The sequence below is a fragment of the Streptomyces sp. NPDC051582 genome (genome assembly GCF_040681715.1).
In the GTDB taxonomy this organism is placed as follows: domain Bacteria; phylum Actinomycetota; class Actinomycetes; order Streptomycetales; family Streptomycetaceae; genus Streptomyces.
This window is the reverse complement of record NZ_JBFAZJ010000005.1, coordinates 233,398-252,873: the sequence shown is the minus strand read 5'-3', so window position 1 is coordinate 252,873 and position 19,476 is coordinate 233,398. Positions and strand designations below refer to the sequence as shown.

Sequence of the window (19,476 nt, the reverse complement as noted above, 5' to 3'; positions counted from 1 at the left end):
CACATGTGATTGATCTACAACCTGTGCAGGATAGATCGCGTTCGACCCGCAAACTGTCCATTTTCAGGACATGGCTGCATTCAGTTCCACGGTCACCCCGTCCCGCGAGGAGACCCGCGCCGCCTCCAGCACCTCCAGGCACCGCGCCGCCTCGTGCGCGGTGACCGGCGCCGGCCCGCCCTCGTGCAGCGCCGCCGCCACCGCCGCGTAGTACGCCGGATAGTCCCCCGGAGCGGTCGGCACCGGGGCACCGCCACCGGTCAGCGGGGACTCGCCGGAGCCCACCCGCCCCCACAGGTGCTCGGGCTCCTCGCCCCACGGGGTGTCCCCGACGCCCGGCCGCTGCCCCTCGCGCAGGGCGGCCTCCTGCGGGTCGAGCCCGTACTTCACGTAACCCGCGCGCGAGCCCAGGACCCGCAGGCGCGGACCGAGCTGCGCGGTGGTCGCGCTGACGTAGAAGTGGGAGCGGACCCCGTTCGCGTGCGTGACGGCGATGAAGGTGTCGTCGTCCGCCTCGGCGCCGGGACGGCGTACGTCGGTCTCCGCGTACACGCGCACGGCCGGCCCGAACAGCACCAGCGCCTGGTCGACGACATGGCTGCCGAGGTCGTACAGCAGGCCGCCGATCTCCTCCGGCGCGCCGGACTCGCGCCAGCCGCCCTTGAGCTGGGGGCGCCAGCGCTCGAAGCGGGACTCGAAGCGCTGGATCTCGCCGAGTTCGCCGTCGGCGATGAGGCGGCGCAGCGTCAGGAAGTCGTTGTCCCAGCGGCGGTTCTGGAACACGGACAGGAAGGTGCCGGTCTCGTCGGCGAGGGCGGCCAGTCCGCGGGCCTCGGCGGCGGTGGCGGCGAGCGGCTTGTCCACGACGACCGGGACGCCGGCGTGCAGCGCGGTCGTCGCGAGCGGGACGTGGGTCTTGTTGGGGGAGGCGATGACGACCAGGTCGAGGGCGGGGGAGAGGTCCCAGAGCTCCTGCGCGGTGTCGACGATCCGGACGTCGGGGTACGCCTCGCGCGCCTGGGCCTGCCGGCCGGGGTCGGAGGTGACGACCGTGTCGAGGACGAGCCCGTCGGTGGCCGAGACGAGCGGAGCGTGGAAGACGGAACCGGCGAGTCCGTAGCCGATGAGGCCGACTCGGAGGGGGGCGTTCGACCGCGTGGGGAGGGCGGAGGGGGAGTCGTTCATGCATCCACTTTGGCAACAGCGTTGCTTAAGTGCAAGGAGGGTGGACAATGGACGGGTGGACTGGCGTAGCGGAAGCAACGGAAGCGGCGCGAACCTACCGGCGTTGCGGGGGCACAACGACGCGCTCGTACTCGCCCTGCTCCGCGAAGCGGGACTGGAGGGCCTCGGCCGCACCGATCTCGCCGCCCTCACCCGACTCACCCCGCAGGCCGTCAGCAAGATCACGGGGCGGCTGCGTGCGGAGGGACTCGTCGCCGAAGCGGGCCGTGACGCCTCCACCGGGGGCAAGCCGCGGACGCTGCTCCAGCTCGCCGCCGGCGCCCGGCACGCCGTCGGGGTGCACGCCGACCGCGACGAGCTGCGGGCGGTACGGGTGGACATGCTGGGCACGGTCGTCGAGCGGGTCCGCGGCCCCCTGGACTTCGCGGCCGGACCGGATGCCGTCGCGGACGAGGTCGTACGAGCCGTGGACCGGCTGTGCGGGGACGAGGGTGCGGGGTCGCTGCTGGGCGTGGGCGTCGCCGCGCCGGGACCGCTCGACTGGCGGGCCGGGGTCCTGGGCCGGGTGACGGGGTACCCCGAGTGGGAGGGGTTCCCGCTGCGGCAGGCGGTGGCGGACCGGCTCGGGCCCGACGCCCCGCCGGTACTGCTGGACAAGGACACCAACGCCGGGGTTGCGGTCCCCGGCCGCAGGGCCGTCGGAACCTCCGTGTACCTGCACCTCGGCACCGGCCTGGGAGCCGGGCTGCGGCTCCGCGGCGAGGTCTTCCGCGGGGAGCGTTCCGCGGCGGGCGAGTTCGGGCACCAGGTCCTGATGCTGGACGGTCCGCCCTGCCGGTGCGGCGGGCGCGGGTGCGCAGAGGTGCTGTGCCTGGGCGCGGTCGCCCGCGGGGACCTCCGGGAGGCGGCTCGGATCCTCGGCGAGGGCGCCGCGAACGTGGTCGCGCTCCTGGACGTGGACCGCGTGTGGCTGGGAGGACGCGTGGTGGACTCCGCGCCGGAGGTCTTCACGACGGGCGTCCGCCGGGTCCTGGAGGCCCGCAACCTGGGCGGCCCCGTTCCGGAGGTCGCCGCGTCCGAGGACGGTGTCGCCGAGGGCGCGGCGGAACTGGCCCTGGCCCCGCTCTTCGGCCGCGTGGGCTGAGCGCCCCCCGCTCGCCCCCCGCTCGCCCCCCCCGCTCGCCCCGCCGCTCGCCCCGCCGACGGGTCCGGGCTCCGGCCCTGTGGGGCCTGGACGGCGGGGCGTAATAGCGTGGTGGGGTGGAGTCGTTTTCGAGATCTTGGGGCGCCTTGCGGGAAGCCGTGGCCGGGCTGTCGGACCGGGACTTCGGGCAGCCGTCCGGGTGCGCCGGCTGGCTCGTCCGGGATCTCGTGTGTCACCTCGTCATCGACGCGCAGGACGTCCTGATCACGCTGGTCACCCCGGCCGACGGGCAGGCCACCGCCGACGCCGCGAGCTATTGGGAGGTCGCCGATCGCCCACCGAGCGGCGAGGATCCGCTCGACGCGCTCACCGTGCGGCTGGCCGCCGCGTACGGGGATCCCGGGCTGCTCAGGTTCCACCTCGACGACGTCGGCTCCGCCGCCGGCCGCGCCGCGCAGCTCGCCGACCCCGCCCTGCGCGTGCGCACCCAGGACAAGGTCCTCACCGTCGCCGACTACCTCACCGCGTACGTACTCGAATGGACCCTCCACCACCTCGACCTGATCGCCCGTCTCCCCGGCGCGCCCCCACCGCCCCCCGAAGGGCCGGCCCGCTCCCGCGCGCTGCTCGAACAGATCGCGGGCTTCGCCTTCCCCGCGTCGTTCACCGACCGGGACGCCCTCCTCGTGGGTACCGGCCGACGGGCGCCGACCCCCGCCGAACGGGCGGAACTCGGGGACCTCGCCTCGCGGCTGCCCCTCTTCCTCGGCTGATCCGATCAGGCGTAAGGCGGGAGCCGGCAGGCGTGGCGGGGGGAGGGGGGGTCCGGGGGCGTGGGAGGGTGCCGGGAGGCCGGGGTGATTGTCGCCTCGTCCGACCATCGGAACGGCCCGTCCGCCCGTCCACCCCCACCCCCGTCCGGCGAGCAGCGAAGCGAAGGTCTTCCATGCGACTGCGCAAAGCCCTTGCCCTCTCCGCCGTCCCCGTCCTCGCCGCCGTCGCCCTCTGCGCACCGCTCGCGACCGCCGACGTCGGCAACGGAGGCGGCGCCCGCCCCGCGCCCGCGCTCCCCTCCCGGATCGAGGCCACCTGTGGCGACGGGAAGAGCAGCGCCTTCCCCATCGGTGCGCGGATCCGCGGCGGACCGGCCGTGTACCGCACCGGCGGCGGGCCGCAGACCTGGTACCTGGACCTCACCAACACCACGAACTCCGAGTGCACCGCCATCCACCCCGTCGTGGTGTTCACCGACAAGGCCCGCGCCCTGCTCCCCGCCCACTTCCGGATGGAGTTCCAGGCTCCCGGCGGCACCCTCCCCGTCACCCTGGAGCGCAGCGACCGCGACGAGGTCATCGCCGTCTTCGACGGGGGCGAGGCCTTCTCCGGCTTCGCGGTCCGGGCCGGCGGCTCCCTGACCGTCAAGGTCAGCCTGGCCTTCGCCCCCGGCACCCCCGCCGGCGAGGTCCTCGCCGACGCGGCGCTCGTGCAGCGCAAGGCCGACGACGGTGACTGGGTCGGCGAGGCCGGCGGCTACCGGTTCTCCATCGAGGGACCCGAGGGCGAGCGCGGCGACGCCGGCTCCCTCGCCGACACCGGCCCCCGCAACCGGCTCTACGGCATCGGCGGGGTCGCCTCGCTCGCCGCCGGTGCGGGGCTCCTGCTGGCCGCCCGCCGGCTGCGCGCCCGTACCGACCAGAGCGCAGCCGAGACGGCCCGCACCCCGCGCACCCCCGGTACTCCGGCGCGCTGATCCGCGTACACCCGGCCCGCGTACAGTCCCAGGGTGGAAGAACAGAACCTGCCCCACCGCCCCGGCTCGCCCGTCCGGTCCGGCATCCCGGAGCACGGGCGCATCCCCAAGTACTACGCCGTCAAGGCCCTCATCGCGGAGCTTCTCGGCGACCTCGGCGAGGGCGGCCTGCTGCCCACCGAGCGGGATCTCGCCGAGCGGTACGAAGTATCGCGCGAGACCGTACGGCAGGCCCTGCGCGAGCTGCTCCTGGAAGGCCGGCTCCGCCGCTCCGGCCGCGGCACCGTGGTCGCGGGCCCGAAGCTGGAACAGCCCCTCTCCCTCGCGAGCTACACCGAGGGCGTACGCCGCCAGGGCCGGCGCCCCGGCCGCAACCTCATCGGCCTGGAGCGCTTCCCCTGCCCGCCCGAGCTGGCCCCCGGCATCGGCGCCGAGCCCGGCGAGCCCGTCTGGCACCTGGAGCGCGTCCTGCTCGCCGACGACGAGCGCGTCGGTCTGGAGAGCACGTACGTCCGGGTGGCGCGGGCACCCCGCCTGGACAGCGAGTTCCAGCCCGACTCCTCCTTCTACGGATACCTCCTCGACCGGCTCGGGATCTCCTTCGGGGACGCCGACGAGAAGCTGGAGACCGTTCTCGCCACCCCCCGCGAGGCCCTCCTGATCGGCACCCCGCCGGCCCTGCCGATGCTGCTCATCCACCGCTTCTCGCGGGACCAGGACGGGCGTCCGCTGGAGCGCGTGCGTTCGCTCTACCGTGGTGACCGGTTCAGCTTCACGACCCACCTGCGGCCCGAATAGCCCGCGCGGATCGGCCCAAGGCGGTGAAAAGGGGCGTACTGAGATCACGAATCGGTAACGGGTCTAGTCCAAGAGTCGAGGGCTGTTCACCGTCCCGTTGCCGCCGCGACCCTCCCGGTCCACGGGGCGCGGCCACCGTGGAGCGCGTGAGAGTCATAGTCGTCGGAGGCGGCGTGGTCGGCACCATGCACGCCTGGCAAGCAGTCGAACGCGGCCACGAGGTCGTCCAGATCGAGCGAGAGGCGGAGGCCCGCGGCGCGTCACTGCGCAATTTCGGCCAGATCTGGGTCAGCGGACGGGCCGGGGGCGAGGAGCTCGAAACCGCCCTGCGGGCCCGCGAGCTCTGGGAGCGCATCGGCGCGGAGGTGCCCGGCCTGGGCTTCCGCGCGATCGGCTCCCTCACCCCCGTCCGCAATGCCCGCGAGTACGCGGTCGCCGAGGCGGCCGTCGCCCGCCCCGACGCCGCCGCCCGGGGCTACGAACTGGTCACCGCCGCGCGGGCGCGGGAGATCAACCCCGCCCTGCGGGGCACCTTCGAGGCCGCACTGTGGTGCGAGCGGGACGCGGCCGTCGAGCCGCGCACCGCCCAGCTCCACCTGCGCGAGGCCCTCGGGGCGAGCGGCCGCTACACCTTCCTGCCCGGACGGGAGGTGCGCGAGGTCGTCGGCAACGGAGCCGTCCGCGACGACCACGGTGACGTCCACCGGGGCGACGCCGTCGTCCTCGCCACCGGCGCCTGGCTGTCCGGCCTGGTCCGCGAGCTGGTCCCCGACCTGCCCGTGCGCCGCGTCCGGCTGCAGATGATGCAGACCGCCCCGCTCGGCGAGGAGCTCACCACCTCCATCGCGGACGCCGACAGCTTCCGCTACTACCCCGCGTACAAGAGCAGGGCCCTGGACCTCCTCGACGCCGAGCAGGCGCAGGCTCCGGTCGCGGCCGCGCACAAGATGCAGCTGCTGATGGTGCAGCGCCGGGACGGCGGACTGACCATCGGCGACACCCACGAGTACGAGCACCCCTTCGCGTTCGACACCCTCGAAGACCCGTACGAGTACCTCACCGGGGTCGTCGAATCCTTCCTGGGCCGCCCGCTGCCGAAGATCCGCCGCCGCTGGGCGGGCGTGTACGCGCAATGCACCGACACCACCCGCGTCGTCCACCGCCAGCAGGTGGCCGACGGCGTCTGGCTGGTGACCGGACCCGGCGGCCGCGGGATGACCTGCTCGCCCGCCATAGCCGAGACCACCGCGAACGAACTGGGCTGGTAACGAACATGAGCGACAACAGCACCGACCGCCGCAACCTGATCGTCCTCGACATGGCCGGCACGACCGTCGCCGACGGCGGCCTCGTCGAGCGCGCCTTCGAGCTCGCCGCCGAGCGCATCGGCGTCGAGCCGGGCACCGCCGACCACGAGGCCAAGCTCCAGTACGTCCGCGACACCATGGGCGAGTCGAAGATCTCCGTCTTCCGCCACCTCTTCGGGACGGAGGAGCTTGCCCAGCGCGCCAACTCCGCCTTCGAGGAGGCGTACGGGGAACTCGTCGACGGCGGGCTCATCGCCCCCGTCCCCGGCGCCCGCCGGACCATCGAAAAGCTCCGCGCCGACGGCCGCACCGTCGTCTTGACCACCGGCTTCGCCCGCGTCACCCAGGACGCCATCCTCGACGCCCTCGGCTGGCAGGGCCTGGCCGACCTCACCCTCTGCCCCGAAGACGCGGGCGGCCGCGGCCGCCCCCACCCGGACATGGTGCTCGCCGCCTTCCTGCGCACCGGCGCCGCCGACGACGTGCGCGACGTCGTGGTCGCGGGCGACACCGCGTACGACATGCTCTGCGGGCGCCGCTCCGGCGCCGGGATCGTGGCCGGCGTCCTGACCGGCGCCCACGACCGCGCGGCGCTCACCGAGCACGGCGCGACCCACGTCATCGAGTCGATCGCCGACCTGCCGTCGCTCCTGCTGGAGTCGGCGTGAGCGGCATCCGCTTCGAAGCGGTCAGCGTCGCGTACGACGGCACCACCGTCCTGGACCGCCTCGACCTGACCGTCGAGCCCGGCGAGGTCATGGCGCTGCTCGGCCCCTCCGGCTCGGGCAAGACCACGGCGTTGCGCGCGGTCGCCGGCTTCGTACGGCCGGCCGCGGGGCGGGTGCTGATCGGCGGCCGGGACGTCACCGCGCTCCCGCCGCACAAGCGCGGCATCGGCATGGTCGTCCAGCAGTACGCGCTCTTCCCGCACATGCGGGTCGAGGACAACGTGGCCTTCGGCCTCAAGGCGCAGAAGGCGCCCAAGGCCGAGATGTCCGGGCGCGTCGCCGAGGCGCTGGAGATGACCGGCATGGCGGCGTACGCCAAGCGCTACCCGCGCGAGCTCTCCGGCGGGCAGCAGCAGCGGGTCGCGATCGCCCGCGCGCTGGCGATCCGTCCCGGGGTGCTCCTGCTCGACGAGCCGCTGTCCGCGCTCGACGCGCAGCTTCGCTCCGGGATGCTCGCCGAACTGGCGCGACTGCACCGCGAACTGCCCGACGTATCGATTCTGTACGTCACCCACGACCAGGTGGAGGCGCTCACCCTCGCCGACCGGATCGCGGTCATGGACAAGGCCCGGCTCCAGGACTGCGGCACGCCGCAGGAGCTGTACCGGGCGCCGCGCACCGAGTTCACCGCCTCGTTCGTCGGCAACGCGAACCTGATCCCGGTGACCGTCACCGAGTCCGGGGCGACGTTCGCGGGGCGGGCCCTGGAGCTCGACCGCGGGCGCGCCGTCCCCGGCGCCGGCGCGACCCTGTGCGTACGGCCGCACCTGCTCGGCCTCGGCGCCGGCCCCAACGCGCTGAGCGGCACGATCACCGAGGTCCAGTGGCGCGGCTCCACGCACCGGCTGTACGTGGACGTCGAGGGTCACCGGATCAAGGCGGACCTGCCGGAGCTGCGCGAGACCCCGGCGCTGGGCGACCAGGTCACCCTGCACTTCGAGCCCCGGGACGCGGTACTGCTGTCGGCGGGAGTCACCGATGGCTGAGGTCCCCGCACCCGCCGCCGCGACCCTCCCGCACCGGACCCGGACCGGGCGCCAGAGCGTACGGACCCCCGTGCCGAGCGGGCCCGCCGGCCCGGATGGCGCCCCCGCGCCCCGCACCGCGCGCGCACCGCGCGAGGTGGCCGGCCGGCTGTGGGCCCTGCCGCCCGTGGCCGCGCTCGCGCTGGTCTTCCTCTACCCGCTCGCCCTGGTCGTCCAGCAGTCCTTCAGCCCCGAAAGCGGCGGCGGCGCCTTCGATGCGTACGCCTCCGTCTTCCGCTCGCACTCCTTCCGCGAGGCGCTCGGGACCACGGTCTGGCTGGCCGCCGGAGCCACCGCGGGCTGCCTCGTCCTCGGCCTCGTGCTCGCGCTGATCATCGCCTTCGTCCCCTTCCCCGGGGCCAAGGCCGTCGCGAAGTTCATCGACGTCTTCCTCTCCTTCCCTTCCTTCCTCATCACCCTCGCCCTCCTCTTCATCTACGGCACCGTCGGCATGGCCAACGGGCTGTGGACCGACGTGAGCGGCAGCGCCGAGGGGCCCTTCCACTTCCTCACCACCCCCTGGGGGGTGCTGCTCGCGGAGATCACGTACTTCACGCCGTTCGTGATGCGCCCGCTGCTCGCCGCCTTCTCCCAACTGGACACCGCCCAGCTGGAGGTGGCCTCCTCGCTCGGCGCGAAGCCCGCCCGGATCATCCGGCGCGTGATCCTCCCCGAGGCCCTCCCGGCACTCGCCGCCGGCGGCAGCCTCGTCCTGGTCATGTGCCTCAACGAATTCGGGATCGTGCTGTTCACCGGGGCCAAGGACGTCACCACGCTCCCGATGCTTGTCTACGGCAAGGCGATCCTGGAGTCCGACTACGCGGCCGCCTGTGTGGTCGCCGTCGTCAACATCGCGATTTCCGTCGGCCTGTTCGGCCTCTACCGAGTGGTGAGCAAGCGTGCTGGTGCATAGCAAGACCGGCCGCTGGGCCGCCTGGGGCCTGTTCGGCCTCCTCTTCCTGCCCCTCTTCGCCCTGCCCCTGCTCGTCGTGGTGACCGCGTCGTTCTCCACCCACTGGTCGGGGGCCTTCCCCTCCGGTCCCACGACGGAGAACTACGCTTCCGCCGTGCAGGGCGAATCCCTCCAGGCGCTCACCACCTCGCTGGTGACCGCCCTCGTCGCGAGTCTGCTCGCGCTCACCGTCGGCACCTGGGCGGCGCTGGCCGCGGCCGGGCTGAAGCGGCGCGGGAAGCGGTCCCTGGACGCCCTGTTCATGCTGCCCGTCGCGGTGCCGTCCGTGGTCGTGGGCCTCGCCGTCCTGGTCGCGTTCAGCAAGCCGCCGGTACTGCTCAACGGCACCAGCTCAATCGTGATCCTGGCGCACACGATTCTTGTCACTGCGTTTGCCCATCAGTCGGTTTCGGCCGCCATCGTTCGTCTCGACCCCGCGTACGAACAGGCGGCGGCCTCCCTGGGCGCCCGTCCCGCGTACGTGTTGTGGCGGGTCAAGCTCCCCCTCCTGCTGCCGTCGCTGACGGCGGCGGCCGGACTCTGCTTCGCCCTGTCCATGGGCGAGCTGAGCGCCACGATGATGCTCTACCCGCCGGACTGGATGCCCCTCCCGGTACGGATCTTCACGGCCACCGACCGCGGTTCGCTCTTCGGCGGGTCCGCCGTCGCCGTGGTCCTGATGGCCGCCACCCTGCTGGTCCTCCTGGCCGTCTCACGCATCCGCACCAGAGCCACGTACCGCTGACTCCCTTTCCCCCGTAAGGAAGTTCTTCTCCATGTCCAGAAACCGCATGCTCCTCCGTGTCACCGCGGCCGCCACCGGCAGCCTCGCCCTCGCCGGCGGCCTCACCGCCTGCGGCGGTTCGAGCACCTCCGCCGAGTCCAAGGGCGGCGAGAAGATCGTCACCGTGTACAGCGCCGACGGCCTCAAGAGCGAGAAGGGCGACGGCTGGTACGACAAGGTCTTCGCCGAGTTCACGAAGAAGACCGGCATCGAGGTCAAGTACGTCGAGGGCGGTTCGGGCGAGATGGTGCAGCGCGCCGTCCGCGAGAAGACCAACACCCAGGCCGACGTGATCGTCACCCTCCCGCCGTTCATCCAGCAGGCGGACGGCAAGGGCCTGCTCCAGGCCTACAAGCCGCAGGGCTCCGACAAGGTCAACGGTGCCGACAAGGCCGCCGACGGCAAGTGGACCTCGGTCGTCAACAACTACTTCGGCTTCGTCTACAACAAGAAGGAGCTCACCGAGGCGCCCAAGACCTGGGAAGAGCTGCTGGACGGGGAGTACAAGGGCAAGCTCCAGTACTCCACCCCGGGCGTCGCGGGCGACGGCACCGCCGTCCTCGTCAAGGCCATGCACGACTTCGGCGGCAAGGAGCCGGCGCTGGAGTACCTGAAGAAGCTCCAGGCCAACAACGTCGGCCCGTCATCCTCCACCAGCAAGCTGGCGCCGAAGACCGACAAGGGCGAGCTGCTCGTCGCCAACGGCGACGTGCAGATGAACTTCGCGCAGTCCAAGTCCATGCCGAACCTGGGCATATGGTTCCCGGCGAAGGACGGGGCCAAGCCCACCACCTTCGCCCTGCCGTACGCGGCCGGTCTGGTGGACAAGGCCCCGCACACCGAGAACGGCAAGAAGCTCCTCGACTTCATGCTCGGCGAGGACGCCCAGAAGCTGGTCAGCGAGGTAGGCGGCGGTTTCCCCGCGCGCACCGACGTCAAGCCGACCGACGCCAACGCCGTCGAGCTCACCAGGCTGATGACCGGCGTCGAGGTCTTCGAGCCGGACTGGGCGGACATCGACAAGAACCTGGCGAGCTACGTGGACGCGTGGAAGTCGGCAACCGGAAGCTGATTGGTCGCCTCCCGGTCACCCGCGACAGGGAAAGTGACGCTTGCATAACGGGTCTGGACCGAAAGCCGCACCTTCGGTCCGGACCCCGCGCACGTCCACTGCGCCTTTCCCCGCGATTGCTCCCGGAGGAGTACGTGCCCACTGTCCTGTCAGGACGCACCCTCGCCGTGACCGCCACCGCCACGGCCCTGCTCGCCACCGCCCTCGGCGCGCACACCGCCACCGCCGAGACGGCCGCCGCCTCCACCGACAAGGTCCTCGTCATCGGCATCGACGGCACGGTCCTGGACCGCGTCAAGGCCGCCGACGCCCCCAACCTGCAGGGCCTGATGGCCCAGGGCCTGACCGCGAAGAGCACCCTCTACGCGAACCCGATGGCCGCCACCTCCTCGGGCCCCGGCTGGTCCACCATCGCCACCGGCGTCTGGCCCGACAAGCACGGCGTGAAGGACAACACCTTCGCCGGCAAGAACTACACGGCCTACCCCGACTTCCTGACCCGCATCGAGAACGCCAAGCCCTCGCTCAACACGTACGCGGCCGCCGACTGGGAGCCCATCACCTCCACCGACGCGGGCGGCCCGGTCTTCTCCGCCAAGGTCGACAAGCGCCTCTCCCTCAAGGGCGACCGCGACGGCTACGGCACCGAGGACCCGAAGATCGCCGCCGCGGCCTCCGCCGAGCTGCGTGACCAGAACCCGGACGCCGCGTTCGTGTACTTCGGCCAGGTCGACGGCGCCGGGCATTCGTACGGGGCCGCCAGCCAGCAGTACCTCGACGCGATCGGCCGCGTCGACGTGCTGGTCGGCGGGCTGCTCACCGCCGTCCGGAACCGCCCCACGTACGCCCAGGAGAACTGGAAGGTCCTGGTCACCACCGACCACGGGCACACCGACGCGGGCGGCCACGGCGGCTCCACCCCGCAGGAGCGCGGCACCTTCGTCATCGCCAAGGGGGCGGGCATCCCCGCCGGTTCGGTCCGCAGTGACGTCAAGCTCGTCGACGTGGCGGCCACCGCGATGGCGCAGGTCGGCGTCAACCCCGGCTCGGCGATCGACGGCATCCCGCTGAACGCCCCCGACGACAACGACCCGTTCGACACCCTGCGCCCGGGCCTCCAGGCGCGCGTGGACGAGACGGGCATCCCGGCGGGCGTGAAGGGCTTCACGCACACCCCGCCGGCCGGCTGGTCGATCGACAACTCCAAGATGGGCACGGGCGGTGTCACCGAGTGGGCCGGCTGGGCCTTCGCGACCGACGAGTTCTGGAGCCAGTCCCAGCGCGACCAGTGGCGCGAGCTGAACGTCCGCTCCCGTGACGTGTTCGCCGTCGCCGACTCCGACGAGTGGGACGACAAGTCCCACACCGGCTCCTACGACTCCACCCTGATCACCCCCAAGTGGGCGGTGACGGGCGGCACGGTGCGGAACCTGACCTTCCAGACCCACTACCACCACGAGGCCGGCCAGACCGCCCAGGTCCTGGTCTCCTACGACGGGGGCGCGCCGACCGTCGTCAAGAGCTACACCGCCGACGCGGTCGCCAAGGCGGAGTCCCTGGCCCTCCAGGTCCCGGCCGGCGCCACCGACGTCCAGGTCCGCTTCCGCTACGCGGGCACCAACAACTGGTACTGGACCGTCGACGACGTCGAGCTCGGCTGATCCACGCCCGCAGGGCAGGGGTCCGGGCTGTGGACGCCCTCGTCGTCCGCGGTCCGGCCCCGATAGGGTGGTAGAGACCACAGGCCAAAGGTCAGCGGTCACAGGTCAGAGGTACGGCCACCGAGAGCGGAGAACAGTCCCGTGGCAGAGCGCAAGCCGATCGAATCCTGGCTCACCGACATGGACGGGGTCCTCATCCACGAGGGAACCCCGATCCCCGGCGCCGATGCCTTCATCAAGCGGCTGCGCGACTCCGGCAAGCCCTTCCTGGTCCTGACCAACAACTCCATCTACACCCCGCGCGACCTCCAGGCCCGGCTCTCCCGCATGGGCCTCCAGGTCCCCGTCGAGAACATCTGGACCTCGGCGCTCGCGACCGCCAAGTTCCTCGACGACCAGCGCCCGGGCGGTACCGCGTACGTCATCGGCGAGGCGGGTCTGACCACCGCCCTGCACGACATCGGCTACATCCTGACCGACCACGAGCCCGACTACGTGGTCCTCGGCGAGACCCGTACCTACAGCTTCGAGGCGATGACGAAGGCGGTCCGCCTGATCAACGCGGGCGCCCGCTTCATCTGCACCAACCCCGACGAGACCGGCCCCTCCACCGAGGGCCCGCTGCCCGCCACCGGCGCCGTCGCCGCACTGATCACCAAGGCGACCGGCAAGCAGCCGTACTTCGCCGGCAAGCCCAACCCGCTGATGATGCGGACCGGCCTGAACGCCATCGGCGCGCACTCCGAGAGCAGCGCGATGATCGGCGACCGGATGGACACCGACGTCCTGGCCGGGCTGGAGGCCGGGATGCAGACCTTCCTCGTGCTGACCGGACTGACCTCCGCCGCGGACACCGAGAAGTTCCCGTACCGGCCGACCAAGACCGTCGACTCGATCGCCGACCTGGTCGATCTCGTCTGATCCGAACGGGTCAAGCACGCGGCGCTCCGGATGCGGAGCGCCGCGCCGCGCGTGAACCTCCTTGATGAGGAGGTTCACCATGCGCAGTGCTCTGTTCGCTCTCCGTGTCACCGGGGTGGCCGTCGCCCTGACGGCGCTCACCGCCGTGTCCGCGCCCCTCGCCCTGGCGGCGGGCGAGGAGAAAGGCGGCAGCGTCTCGGTCGATCCGCGCCAGGCCGAACCGGGGGCGCAGGTCAAGCTGCGCGTCCACGGCTGTGAGGACAAATGGGCGACCGCCAAGTCCGCCGTGTTCGTGTCGGAGGTCCACCTGTCCTCCGGCCGGGACGGGGAAAAGTCGCTCGCGGGTGACGCGATGATCAGCTCGCACGCCCAGCCCGGCTGGCACCCCATCCAGGTGAAGTGCGACGGGGGCGAGGACCGGATCCGCGGCACCGTCGAAGTGGTCCGCCGCCGCGACGACCGCGAGAAGGACCGGGAGAAGGAACGCGAGAAGGAACGCGACCGGCCGAACCCCCACCAGACGCCCGTCTGGCCCGTCCACGCCGGCGGCGGCGGGATGTCCGCCGAGCTCGCGGCGACGGACCGGGCGGTACGGGCGGCGCAGGCGGCCCGCGACGAGGCCGCGGCCCAGGCGCAGGACCAGGCCGCGGCGGCGAAGAAGAGCCACGGCGGCGGGGGCCCCGGCCTCCCGCACACCGTGATCGGCGCCGTGCTCGCCACCGCGGCCACCCTGGCCGTCGCCTTCCGGGCGCTGACCCTGCGCCGGCGCCGCAGCGGCGAGTGAGGGCGCCGCGGTGACGGACTCGGGGGAGCCGAGGTCCTCCGGCGGCGGGCGGCTGCTGACCTTCGCCGCGTGGTCCGTTCTGGTGCTCGGCCTGTGGCTGTGGGGCCGCGAGATCACCGGCGTCCCGCCGAACCCGTCGTCGGGGCTGGCCGGCGGGTCGGCGCTCCCGGTCCCGGGGCTGCCCGCGGCGCACGCCCCGCTGGCGGCCTCGGTGCCCGCGCGGGTCGACGTGCCGGCGATGGGAATCCAGGCGCCGGTGATCTCGCGCGGCCTCGACGCGCAGGGCGCGATCGAGCCGCCGCCCTACGAGCGCCCCGGCACGGTGGGCTGGTGGGGCGGCGGAGCCAAGCCGGGCGAGGCCGGGGCCGCGCTGCTGGTCGGGCACGTGGACACGGCGTCGAAGCCGGCGGTGTTCTACGGGCTGAGTTCGGCCAAGCCGGGCGACACGGTGCGGGTGGTCCGGATGGACGGGTCGGTCGCCGAGTTCACCATCGAGGACGTACGGGTCTACGAGCGGGCGCGCTTCGACGCGCACCGGGCGTACGGCCAGCGGATCAAGGGCCGGGCGGAGCTGCGGCTGGTGACCTGCGGGGGCACGTACGACAAGGCGGCCAAGGAGTACACGGCGAACGTGGTCGTGTCGGCCTACCTGACGGGAGGGGCCCGGCCCGGCGCCCCGGCGTGAGCCGGACACGGCGCACTCGACCGGGTGCGAACGGGTGGGAAAAGGTGTGACGGCACGACGAAGAAGCCCCCCGCAGCTTTCGCTGCGGGGGGCTTCTTCTCGTCTGTGCGCCGCCAGGGACTCGAACCCCGGACCCGCTGATTAAGAGTCAGCTGCTCTAACCAACTGAGCTAGCGGCGCCTGCTGACAGAGAAAACTCTACCCCACCTCCGGTGGTGCTCGTGACCAGCCGCGCCCGCCTTGTCCGATTAACCCATGTTTGGGGGGTTTATCGTGCACGATATGTCTGGGCCGAGCCGAATCTGATGCCCCGGCAGATTTCGGGCCCGCCTGACCAGCGACGAGCAGGGGAGTGGACGGAACCGCATGACGATCCAGCCTCCGATGCATGTGCAGATGCCTGCACCGACGATGCCGGCAGCGATGCCGATGCCGATGGCCGTCTTCGAGGAGTACGAGCCCGCCGACGACTGCGTCTGCCCGGGCTGCGCGCAGCGCCGCCGCGCCCTCGCCCGCGCGCGGGCCATACCGCTCCGGGACGGCGGCCACCCGGCCGCCCGCGGGGTCCGCCGGGCGTTGGTACTGGCCACCGCGGCGGGCGTGGTCCTGGGCGGAGGAGGCTCGGCGGCACTGGCGGCGGCCGCCCCCGTCCCGGGCCCGGGGCCGGTCGCCCTGGACGCCCTGGACGCCCCCGGCGGCTCCCCGCAGGGCGGAAGGTCCCCGCTGCACGGACGCCCGGCCCCGGCGAAGCCGCCGGGTGCGCCGGGTGCGCCGTCGGCCGTCAAGCGGATCGACCGGACGTCGATCATCACGCGGGCGAAGGTGTGGCTGGACGCGAAGGTCCCGTACAGCATGTCCACGTACTGGTCCGACGGTTACCGGCAGGACTGCTCCGGCTACGTCTCGATGGCCTGGAACCTTGGTACGAACGAGTGGACCGGCAGCCTCGACAAATTCGCCACCAAGATCACGAAGGAGGAGCTGCTGCCGGGGGACATGCTGCTCTTCCACAACCCCTCGGACCCGACGAACGGCTCGCACGTGGTGCTCTTCGGGGGGTGGGTGGACGAGACGCGCACGCATTACGTCGCGTACGAGCAGACCCGTCCGACCACGCGGAAGGGGGCGACGCCGTACGGCTACTGGAACAACGCGACGAAGTACGTCCCGTACCGCTTCAACGGGGTGACGAGCGGCCTCGCAGAGGACCCGGCGGCGACCGACCCGAAGCCGGCGGTCCCGGTGGTCTTCCCGGGAGCCACGCAGTTCGGGCCGGGCGCGAACAACGAGCACGTCGCGCAGCTGGGCCGGATGCTGATCGAGCGGGGCGGGCGGCGCTTCTACCCCAAGGGCGCGAACACGGCGTGGAGCGACGCTGACCGGCTGGCCACGCAGGCCTTCCAGAGCGCGCAGGGCTGGACGGGCACCGATGCCGACGGCGTCCCGGGTGCGCACACCTGGCAGCTGCTGGTCGAACACAAGGGCAAGGACATCCGCCCCACGGTGGAGGGCGCCCCGGGATCTCCCCCGAGACCGGGACTGCCGGGCAAGCCGGGACTGCCGGGCAAGCCGGGACTGCCGGGCAAGCCGGGGATTCCGGCGAAGCCGGGCCACGTCGGGGTACCGGGCGCCGCTGCCGGGACGTCCGGCGGGCACCCGGGGAAGCCGGGCTATCCGGGGCTGTCGGTGTTCCGCCCCGGGGCCTCGAACCCGTTCATCACGGCCCTGGGCCGCCAGTTGGTGAAGAAGGGCTTCGGCAAGAACTACACGTCCGGCCCGGGGTCCCGCTGGAGCGAGGCCGACCGTCGCAGTGTCGAGGCCTTCCAGCGCGCCCATGGCTGGCGCGGAGCCGAGGCCGACGGCTACCCGGGCCCGGAAACCTGGCGCCGGCTGTTCGCATGACGGAGGCAACGATGTACCCCACGCGCACCACCTCGACGACGGGCACCTTCCGCATTCCGCCGGCGCCCCCGCAGGCCGCGGCGGTCCGGGCCACGGGCGACCTGTACCCCCCGGCCCTCCGCCCCGGACCGGCCCCGCAACCGGCCCCGGCCCCGCAACCGGTCCTGCCGACTCCGGCCCCTTCGGCCGCGGACGCCCCGCTCCCGCACCCGGCCCAGCCGACCCGGCCGACCACTCCGGCCGCGGCCGGTGCCGCTCTCTCGCCGACGGCCCGGCCCGGGCAGGAGGCGGGCCTGCTGTCGGCCGACGACCGGCCCGTGAGTGCGGCGGTGGCCGCCGCAGGCGCGACCCCGGCGCCGCACTCGGCTCGGCCGGTGGCCGCGGCCGTGATTCCGGGGCCCTTCGAGGCCCCGGCCGAGAGCCGGGCCGCGGCCGCGCAAGCGGTCGGGTCCGGTGCGGACACCTGGCCTTCGGCCGGGGCGGCCGTTGCGGAACCGCACCCGGCCCAGGGCGGTCCCGGGCCGGCGGTTCCGGTCCGGGCGCTCGGGGCGGTGGTCGGCGTCGAGGCGGAAGCTCCGGTCCGGGCTCTCGGGTCGGAGGCCGGTGGTCCCGGGGCCGAGGCCGAGGCCGGGGTGCCGGGCGTGGACACCGGGGAGTCCGCCTCGGTCCCGGCCGGGACGGTTGCCCTGCCGCACGGGCGGCCGGCGGTGGAGAGCGCCTGGAGCGAGGTCCCGGCGGCCCGGATCCGGGTCGAGCCCGAGCCGGTGCACGCGCTGGCCGGGGCGGGCGAGCGCGCCGAGTCGGGCGGGAGCCCGTACGGCCACGAGCCCGAACCGCTGGGCTCCGTACCGGCCCCGGCGGCGCACCCGCACGCGGGGGTGCCCACCCTCCGGCTGCGGGCCGAACCCGCGCCCCCGGCCGGTGCCGGGACGCAGCCGCCGGCCGACGCCCCCGCACGCCGGTACGGCGCCCCGGCCGCCCCGGAGCCGCCCGCAGGGACGGAGTCCGGCGGCCGCCGGGACCCGCAGGGCACGGCGCCGTCTGCCGGGGTCGACCGGGCCGGGTCCGAGCCTGCGTGGCAGTTCCCGTACGTCCCGCAGCCGCACGCCGAAGCCGCGCCCGGGCCCGCGGCCGGTTCGCACGCGCAGTCGGCGGCGGACGCGTCCGCGAACCGGCACGACGCCGACACCGGGCCGCAGGAACCGCACGTTCCGCAGCCCCAGCCCCAGCCCCAGCCCGTGCAGGGCGGGTTCCGGGCCCGGCTCGGCCAGGTCTGGCCCCTCGCCGGTCCCGGGGCGGACGGCCCCGCGCAGCGGTACGGCGAGCCCTGGCCGCCCGCCGCCCCGGAGGGCGACCCCGCGCCCCGCGCCCCGTACACCCCGCTCGCCGCGCACACCCCGTACGTACCTCAGCCGCACGACGGGACCGGAGCAGAGTCCGGGCACCGGGCCGTGGAGCTGCGGACGGAGGACGGGGATACGGAGGATCTGCCGCAGCTCGCGCAGGGGCGCGGAGCCGCGGTCACCGAGGTGCCCGTGCACCTGCCGTTCCCCGCGGAATCCCGCCCGGCCGGCGCGCCGGCCACCGGGGCCGGCCACCGCGCGACCCCCGCTCCCGCCCCTGCCACGAGCCCGAGCCCGACCCCGAGCCCGCGCATCGACCGGGCCGCGCCCGGGCGGCGGGTGCCGCGCGGGGACGAGCGGCTGCGCGAGCACCGCGGCCCCGTGCTGCCCGGCTGGGTCGGCGTCGGCGTCGGCGCTCTCGCGCTCACCGGCTGCCTCGCGGTGCTCTGGCGGGCCGGGGCCGTTCCGGCCCCCTTCGTGGCCGCCTTCGGCGCGACCCCCCGCGCCTACCAGGGCCTCCGCGCCACGCACTGGCCCCCGCTCGCCTTCCTCGGCATCGTCGCGCTGCTCGCGCTCGGCGGACTCGGCCGCGTCAGGGCCGGCCACGCCTGGGTGCTCACCCTCTTCGGCCGCTACCGCGGCACGGTCCGCCGTACCGGCCTCACCTGGGTCAGCCCCCTCCTGCTGCGCCGCCGCGTCGACGTCCGCCTGCGCCACTGGCGCAGCGAGCCCATGCCCGCCGTGGACTCCGGCGGCCTGGCCCTGCGGGTCGTCGTCCAGGTCGTCTGGCAGGTCAAGGACACGGCCCGGGCCACCCTCGCCGTCGAGGACCACACCGAGTACCTCGCCGAGCAGGTCGAATCGGCCATGGCCCGGGTCCTGTCCCAGTTGCCCGCCGACGCCTTCCACGAGGACGCCCCCACCCTGCGCGACTCCGAGGCCGTGGGTGACGCGCTGACGCGGATGCTGGCGACCGAGACCGAGGCGGTCGGGATCGAGGTGTACTCGGCCCAGCCGACCCGCATCGAGTACGCCCCCGAGGTCGCCGAGGCCATGCGGCGCCGCCGGGTCGCGGCGATCGACGCGAAGCACCGGGACACGGTGCTGACCTCGGTCGTGGACGCGGTCGACGACACCGTCCACCGGCTGACCTCGCGCGGGCTCGTCGAGCTGGACGACTACGAGCGCAAGGCGCTCGTGAAGGACCTCACCGTCGCCTTCTACACGGGGCGCCCCGAGTAACGGGCGCAATGGCCGTAACAGTCGCATCAGCCGCAACAGGCGCAGCTGACAGAGAACGGGTGGCCGGTATCCATCGGGCCACCCGTTCTCCCATTGGTCTGGACATGGCCAACTCCTGTCCATAGCCTGGTACTTGGTCTAGACCTAAATCCCCACGCGTGCGCACGCTCTCATCGGACTCCCCCCACGTTCA

At 73.4% G+C, this 19,476-nt stretch carries 17 protein-coding genes and 1 tRNA gene; 16 read left to right on the top strand and 2 right to left on the bottom strand.

What is annotated here, in order from left to right; translation table 11 throughout:
- Positions 1 to 63 precede the first annotated feature (63 nt).
- Positions 64 to 1,185: a Gfo/Idh/MocA family oxidoreductase gene (locus tag AB0M92_RS10120; RefSeq protein ID WP_366101620.1), complete on the bottom strand. Its 1,122-nt coding sequence runs from the start codon at positions 1,183 to 1,185 to the stop codon at positions 64 to 66.
- Positions 1,186 to 1,288: 103 nt separating this feature from the next.
- Here AB0M92_RS10120 and AB0M92_RS10115 point away from each other — a divergent pair, with 103 nt between their 5' ends.
- The 14 genes from AB0M92_RS10115 (at position 1,289) to AB0M92_RS10050 (ending at position 14,796) form a co-directional block, all read left to right on the top strand.
- Complete coding sequence (locus tag AB0M92_RS10115; protein ID WP_366101619.1) at positions 1,289 to 2,329, top strand: ROK family transcriptional regulator; 1,041 nt, start codon at positions 1,289 to 1,291, stop codon at positions 2,327 to 2,329.
- A gap of 116 nt (positions 2,330 to 2,445) precedes the next feature.
- A complete protein-coding gene (locus AB0M92_RS10110; RefSeq protein WP_366101618.1) occupies positions 2,446 to 3,102 on the top strand; it encodes a maleylpyruvate isomerase N-terminal domain-containing protein in 657 nt (218 codons plus the stop codon).
- Positions 3,103 to 3,275: 173 nt separating this feature from the next.
- The gene (locus AB0M92_RS10105; RefSeq protein ID WP_366101617.1) at positions 3,276 to 4,079 is read left to right on the top strand and encodes a hypothetical protein; all 804 of its coding nucleotides are present in this window, start codon (positions 3,276 to 3,278) and stop codon (positions 4,077 to 4,079) included.
- Positions 4,080 to 4,112: 33 nt separating this feature from the next.
- Positions 4,113 to 4,877 carry a GntR family transcriptional regulator gene (locus AB0M92_RS10100; RefSeq protein ID WP_366101616.1) on the top strand — a complete coding sequence of 255 codons (765 nt, stop codon included), beginning with the start codon at positions 4,113 to 4,115 and terminating at the stop codon, positions 4,875 to 4,877.
- A gap of 146 nt (positions 4,878 to 5,023) precedes the next feature.
- Positions 5,024 to 6,145, top strand: coding sequence for a TIGR03364 family FAD-dependent oxidoreductase (locus tag AB0M92_RS10095; protein ID WP_366101615.1), 1,122 nt, complete (start codon positions 5,024 to 5,026; stop codon positions 6,143 to 6,145).
- Positions 6,146 to 6,150: 5 nt separating this feature from the next.
- Positions 6,151 to 6,852, top strand: coding sequence for a phosphonatase-like hydrolase (locus AB0M92_RS10090; protein ID WP_366101613.1), 702 nt, complete (start codon positions 6,151 to 6,153; stop codon positions 6,850 to 6,852).
- The gene (locus AB0M92_RS10085; protein ID WP_366101612.1) at positions 6,849 to 7,898 is read left to right on the top strand and encodes an ABC transporter ATP-binding protein; all 1,050 of its coding nucleotides are present in this window, start codon (positions 6,849 to 6,851) and stop codon (positions 7,896 to 7,898) included. The genes AB0M92_RS10090 and AB0M92_RS10085 overlap by 4 nt, the downstream gene beginning before the upstream one ends.
- A complete protein-coding gene (locus tag AB0M92_RS10080) occupies positions 7,891 to 8,850 on the top strand; it encodes a 2-aminoethylphosphonate ABC transporter permease subunit (protein ID WP_366101611.1) in 960 nt (319 codons plus the stop codon). Before AB0M92_RS10085 ends, AB0M92_RS10080 begins: the two co-directional genes overlap by 8 nt.
- A complete protein-coding gene (locus AB0M92_RS10075) occupies positions 8,837 to 9,634 on the top strand; it encodes an ABC transporter permease subunit (protein WP_366101610.1) in 798 nt (265 codons plus the stop codon). The genes AB0M92_RS10080 and AB0M92_RS10075 overlap by 14 nt, the downstream gene beginning before the upstream one ends.
- A gap of 46 nt (positions 9,635 to 9,680) precedes the next feature.
- Positions 9,681 to 10,745, top strand: a complete 1,065-nt coding sequence (locus tag AB0M92_RS10070) for a 2-aminoethylphosphonate ABC transporter substrate-binding protein (RefSeq protein WP_366101660.1) — start codon at positions 9,681 to 9,683, stop codon at positions 10,743 to 10,745.
- Between the two features lie 134 nt (positions 10,746 to 10,879).
- Positions 10,880 to 12,406, top strand: a complete 1,527-nt coding sequence (locus AB0M92_RS10065) for an alkaline phosphatase family protein (protein ID WP_366101609.1) — start codon at positions 10,880 to 10,882, stop codon at positions 12,404 to 12,406.
- 141 nt (positions 12,407 to 12,547) lie between these two features.
- Positions 12,548 to 13,327, top strand: a complete 780-nt coding sequence (locus AB0M92_RS10060) for an HAD-IIA family hydrolase (protein WP_366101608.1) — start codon at positions 12,548 to 12,550, stop codon at positions 13,325 to 13,327.
- A gap of 79 nt (positions 13,328 to 13,406) precedes the next feature.
- Positions 13,407 to 14,111: a hypothetical protein gene (locus tag AB0M92_RS10055; protein WP_366101607.1), complete on the top strand. Its 705-nt coding sequence runs from the start codon at positions 13,407 to 13,409 to the stop codon at positions 14,109 to 14,111.
- 10 nt (positions 14,112 to 14,121) lie between these two features.
- The gene (locus tag AB0M92_RS10050) at positions 14,122 to 14,796 is read left to right on the top strand and encodes a class F sortase (protein WP_366101606.1); all 675 of its coding nucleotides are present in this window, start codon (positions 14,122 to 14,124) and stop codon (positions 14,794 to 14,796) included.
- A 106-nt stretch (positions 14,797 to 14,902) separates the two neighbouring features.
- Here the strand turns inward: AB0M92_RS10050 and AB0M92_RS10045 are convergent.
- Positions 14,903 to 14,976, bottom strand: a tRNA-Lys gene (locus tag AB0M92_RS10045).
- A 249-nt stretch (positions 14,977 to 15,225) separates the two neighbouring features.
- Here AB0M92_RS10045 and AB0M92_RS10040 point away from each other — a divergent pair.
- Together AB0M92_RS10040 and AB0M92_RS10035 are read left to right on the top strand one after the other, a co-directional pair.
- Complete coding sequence (locus AB0M92_RS10040; RefSeq protein ID WP_366101659.1) at positions 15,226 to 16,698, top strand: peptidoglycan-binding protein; 1,473 nt, start codon at positions 15,226 to 15,228, stop codon at positions 16,696 to 16,698.
- A gap of 11 nt (positions 16,699 to 16,709) precedes the next feature.
- Positions 16,710 to 19,283, top strand: a complete 2,574-nt coding sequence (locus AB0M92_RS10035; protein ID WP_366101605.1) for an SPFH domain-containing protein — start codon at positions 16,710 to 16,712, stop codon at positions 19,281 to 19,283.
- Positions 19,284 to 19,476: the final 193 nt, after the last annotated feature.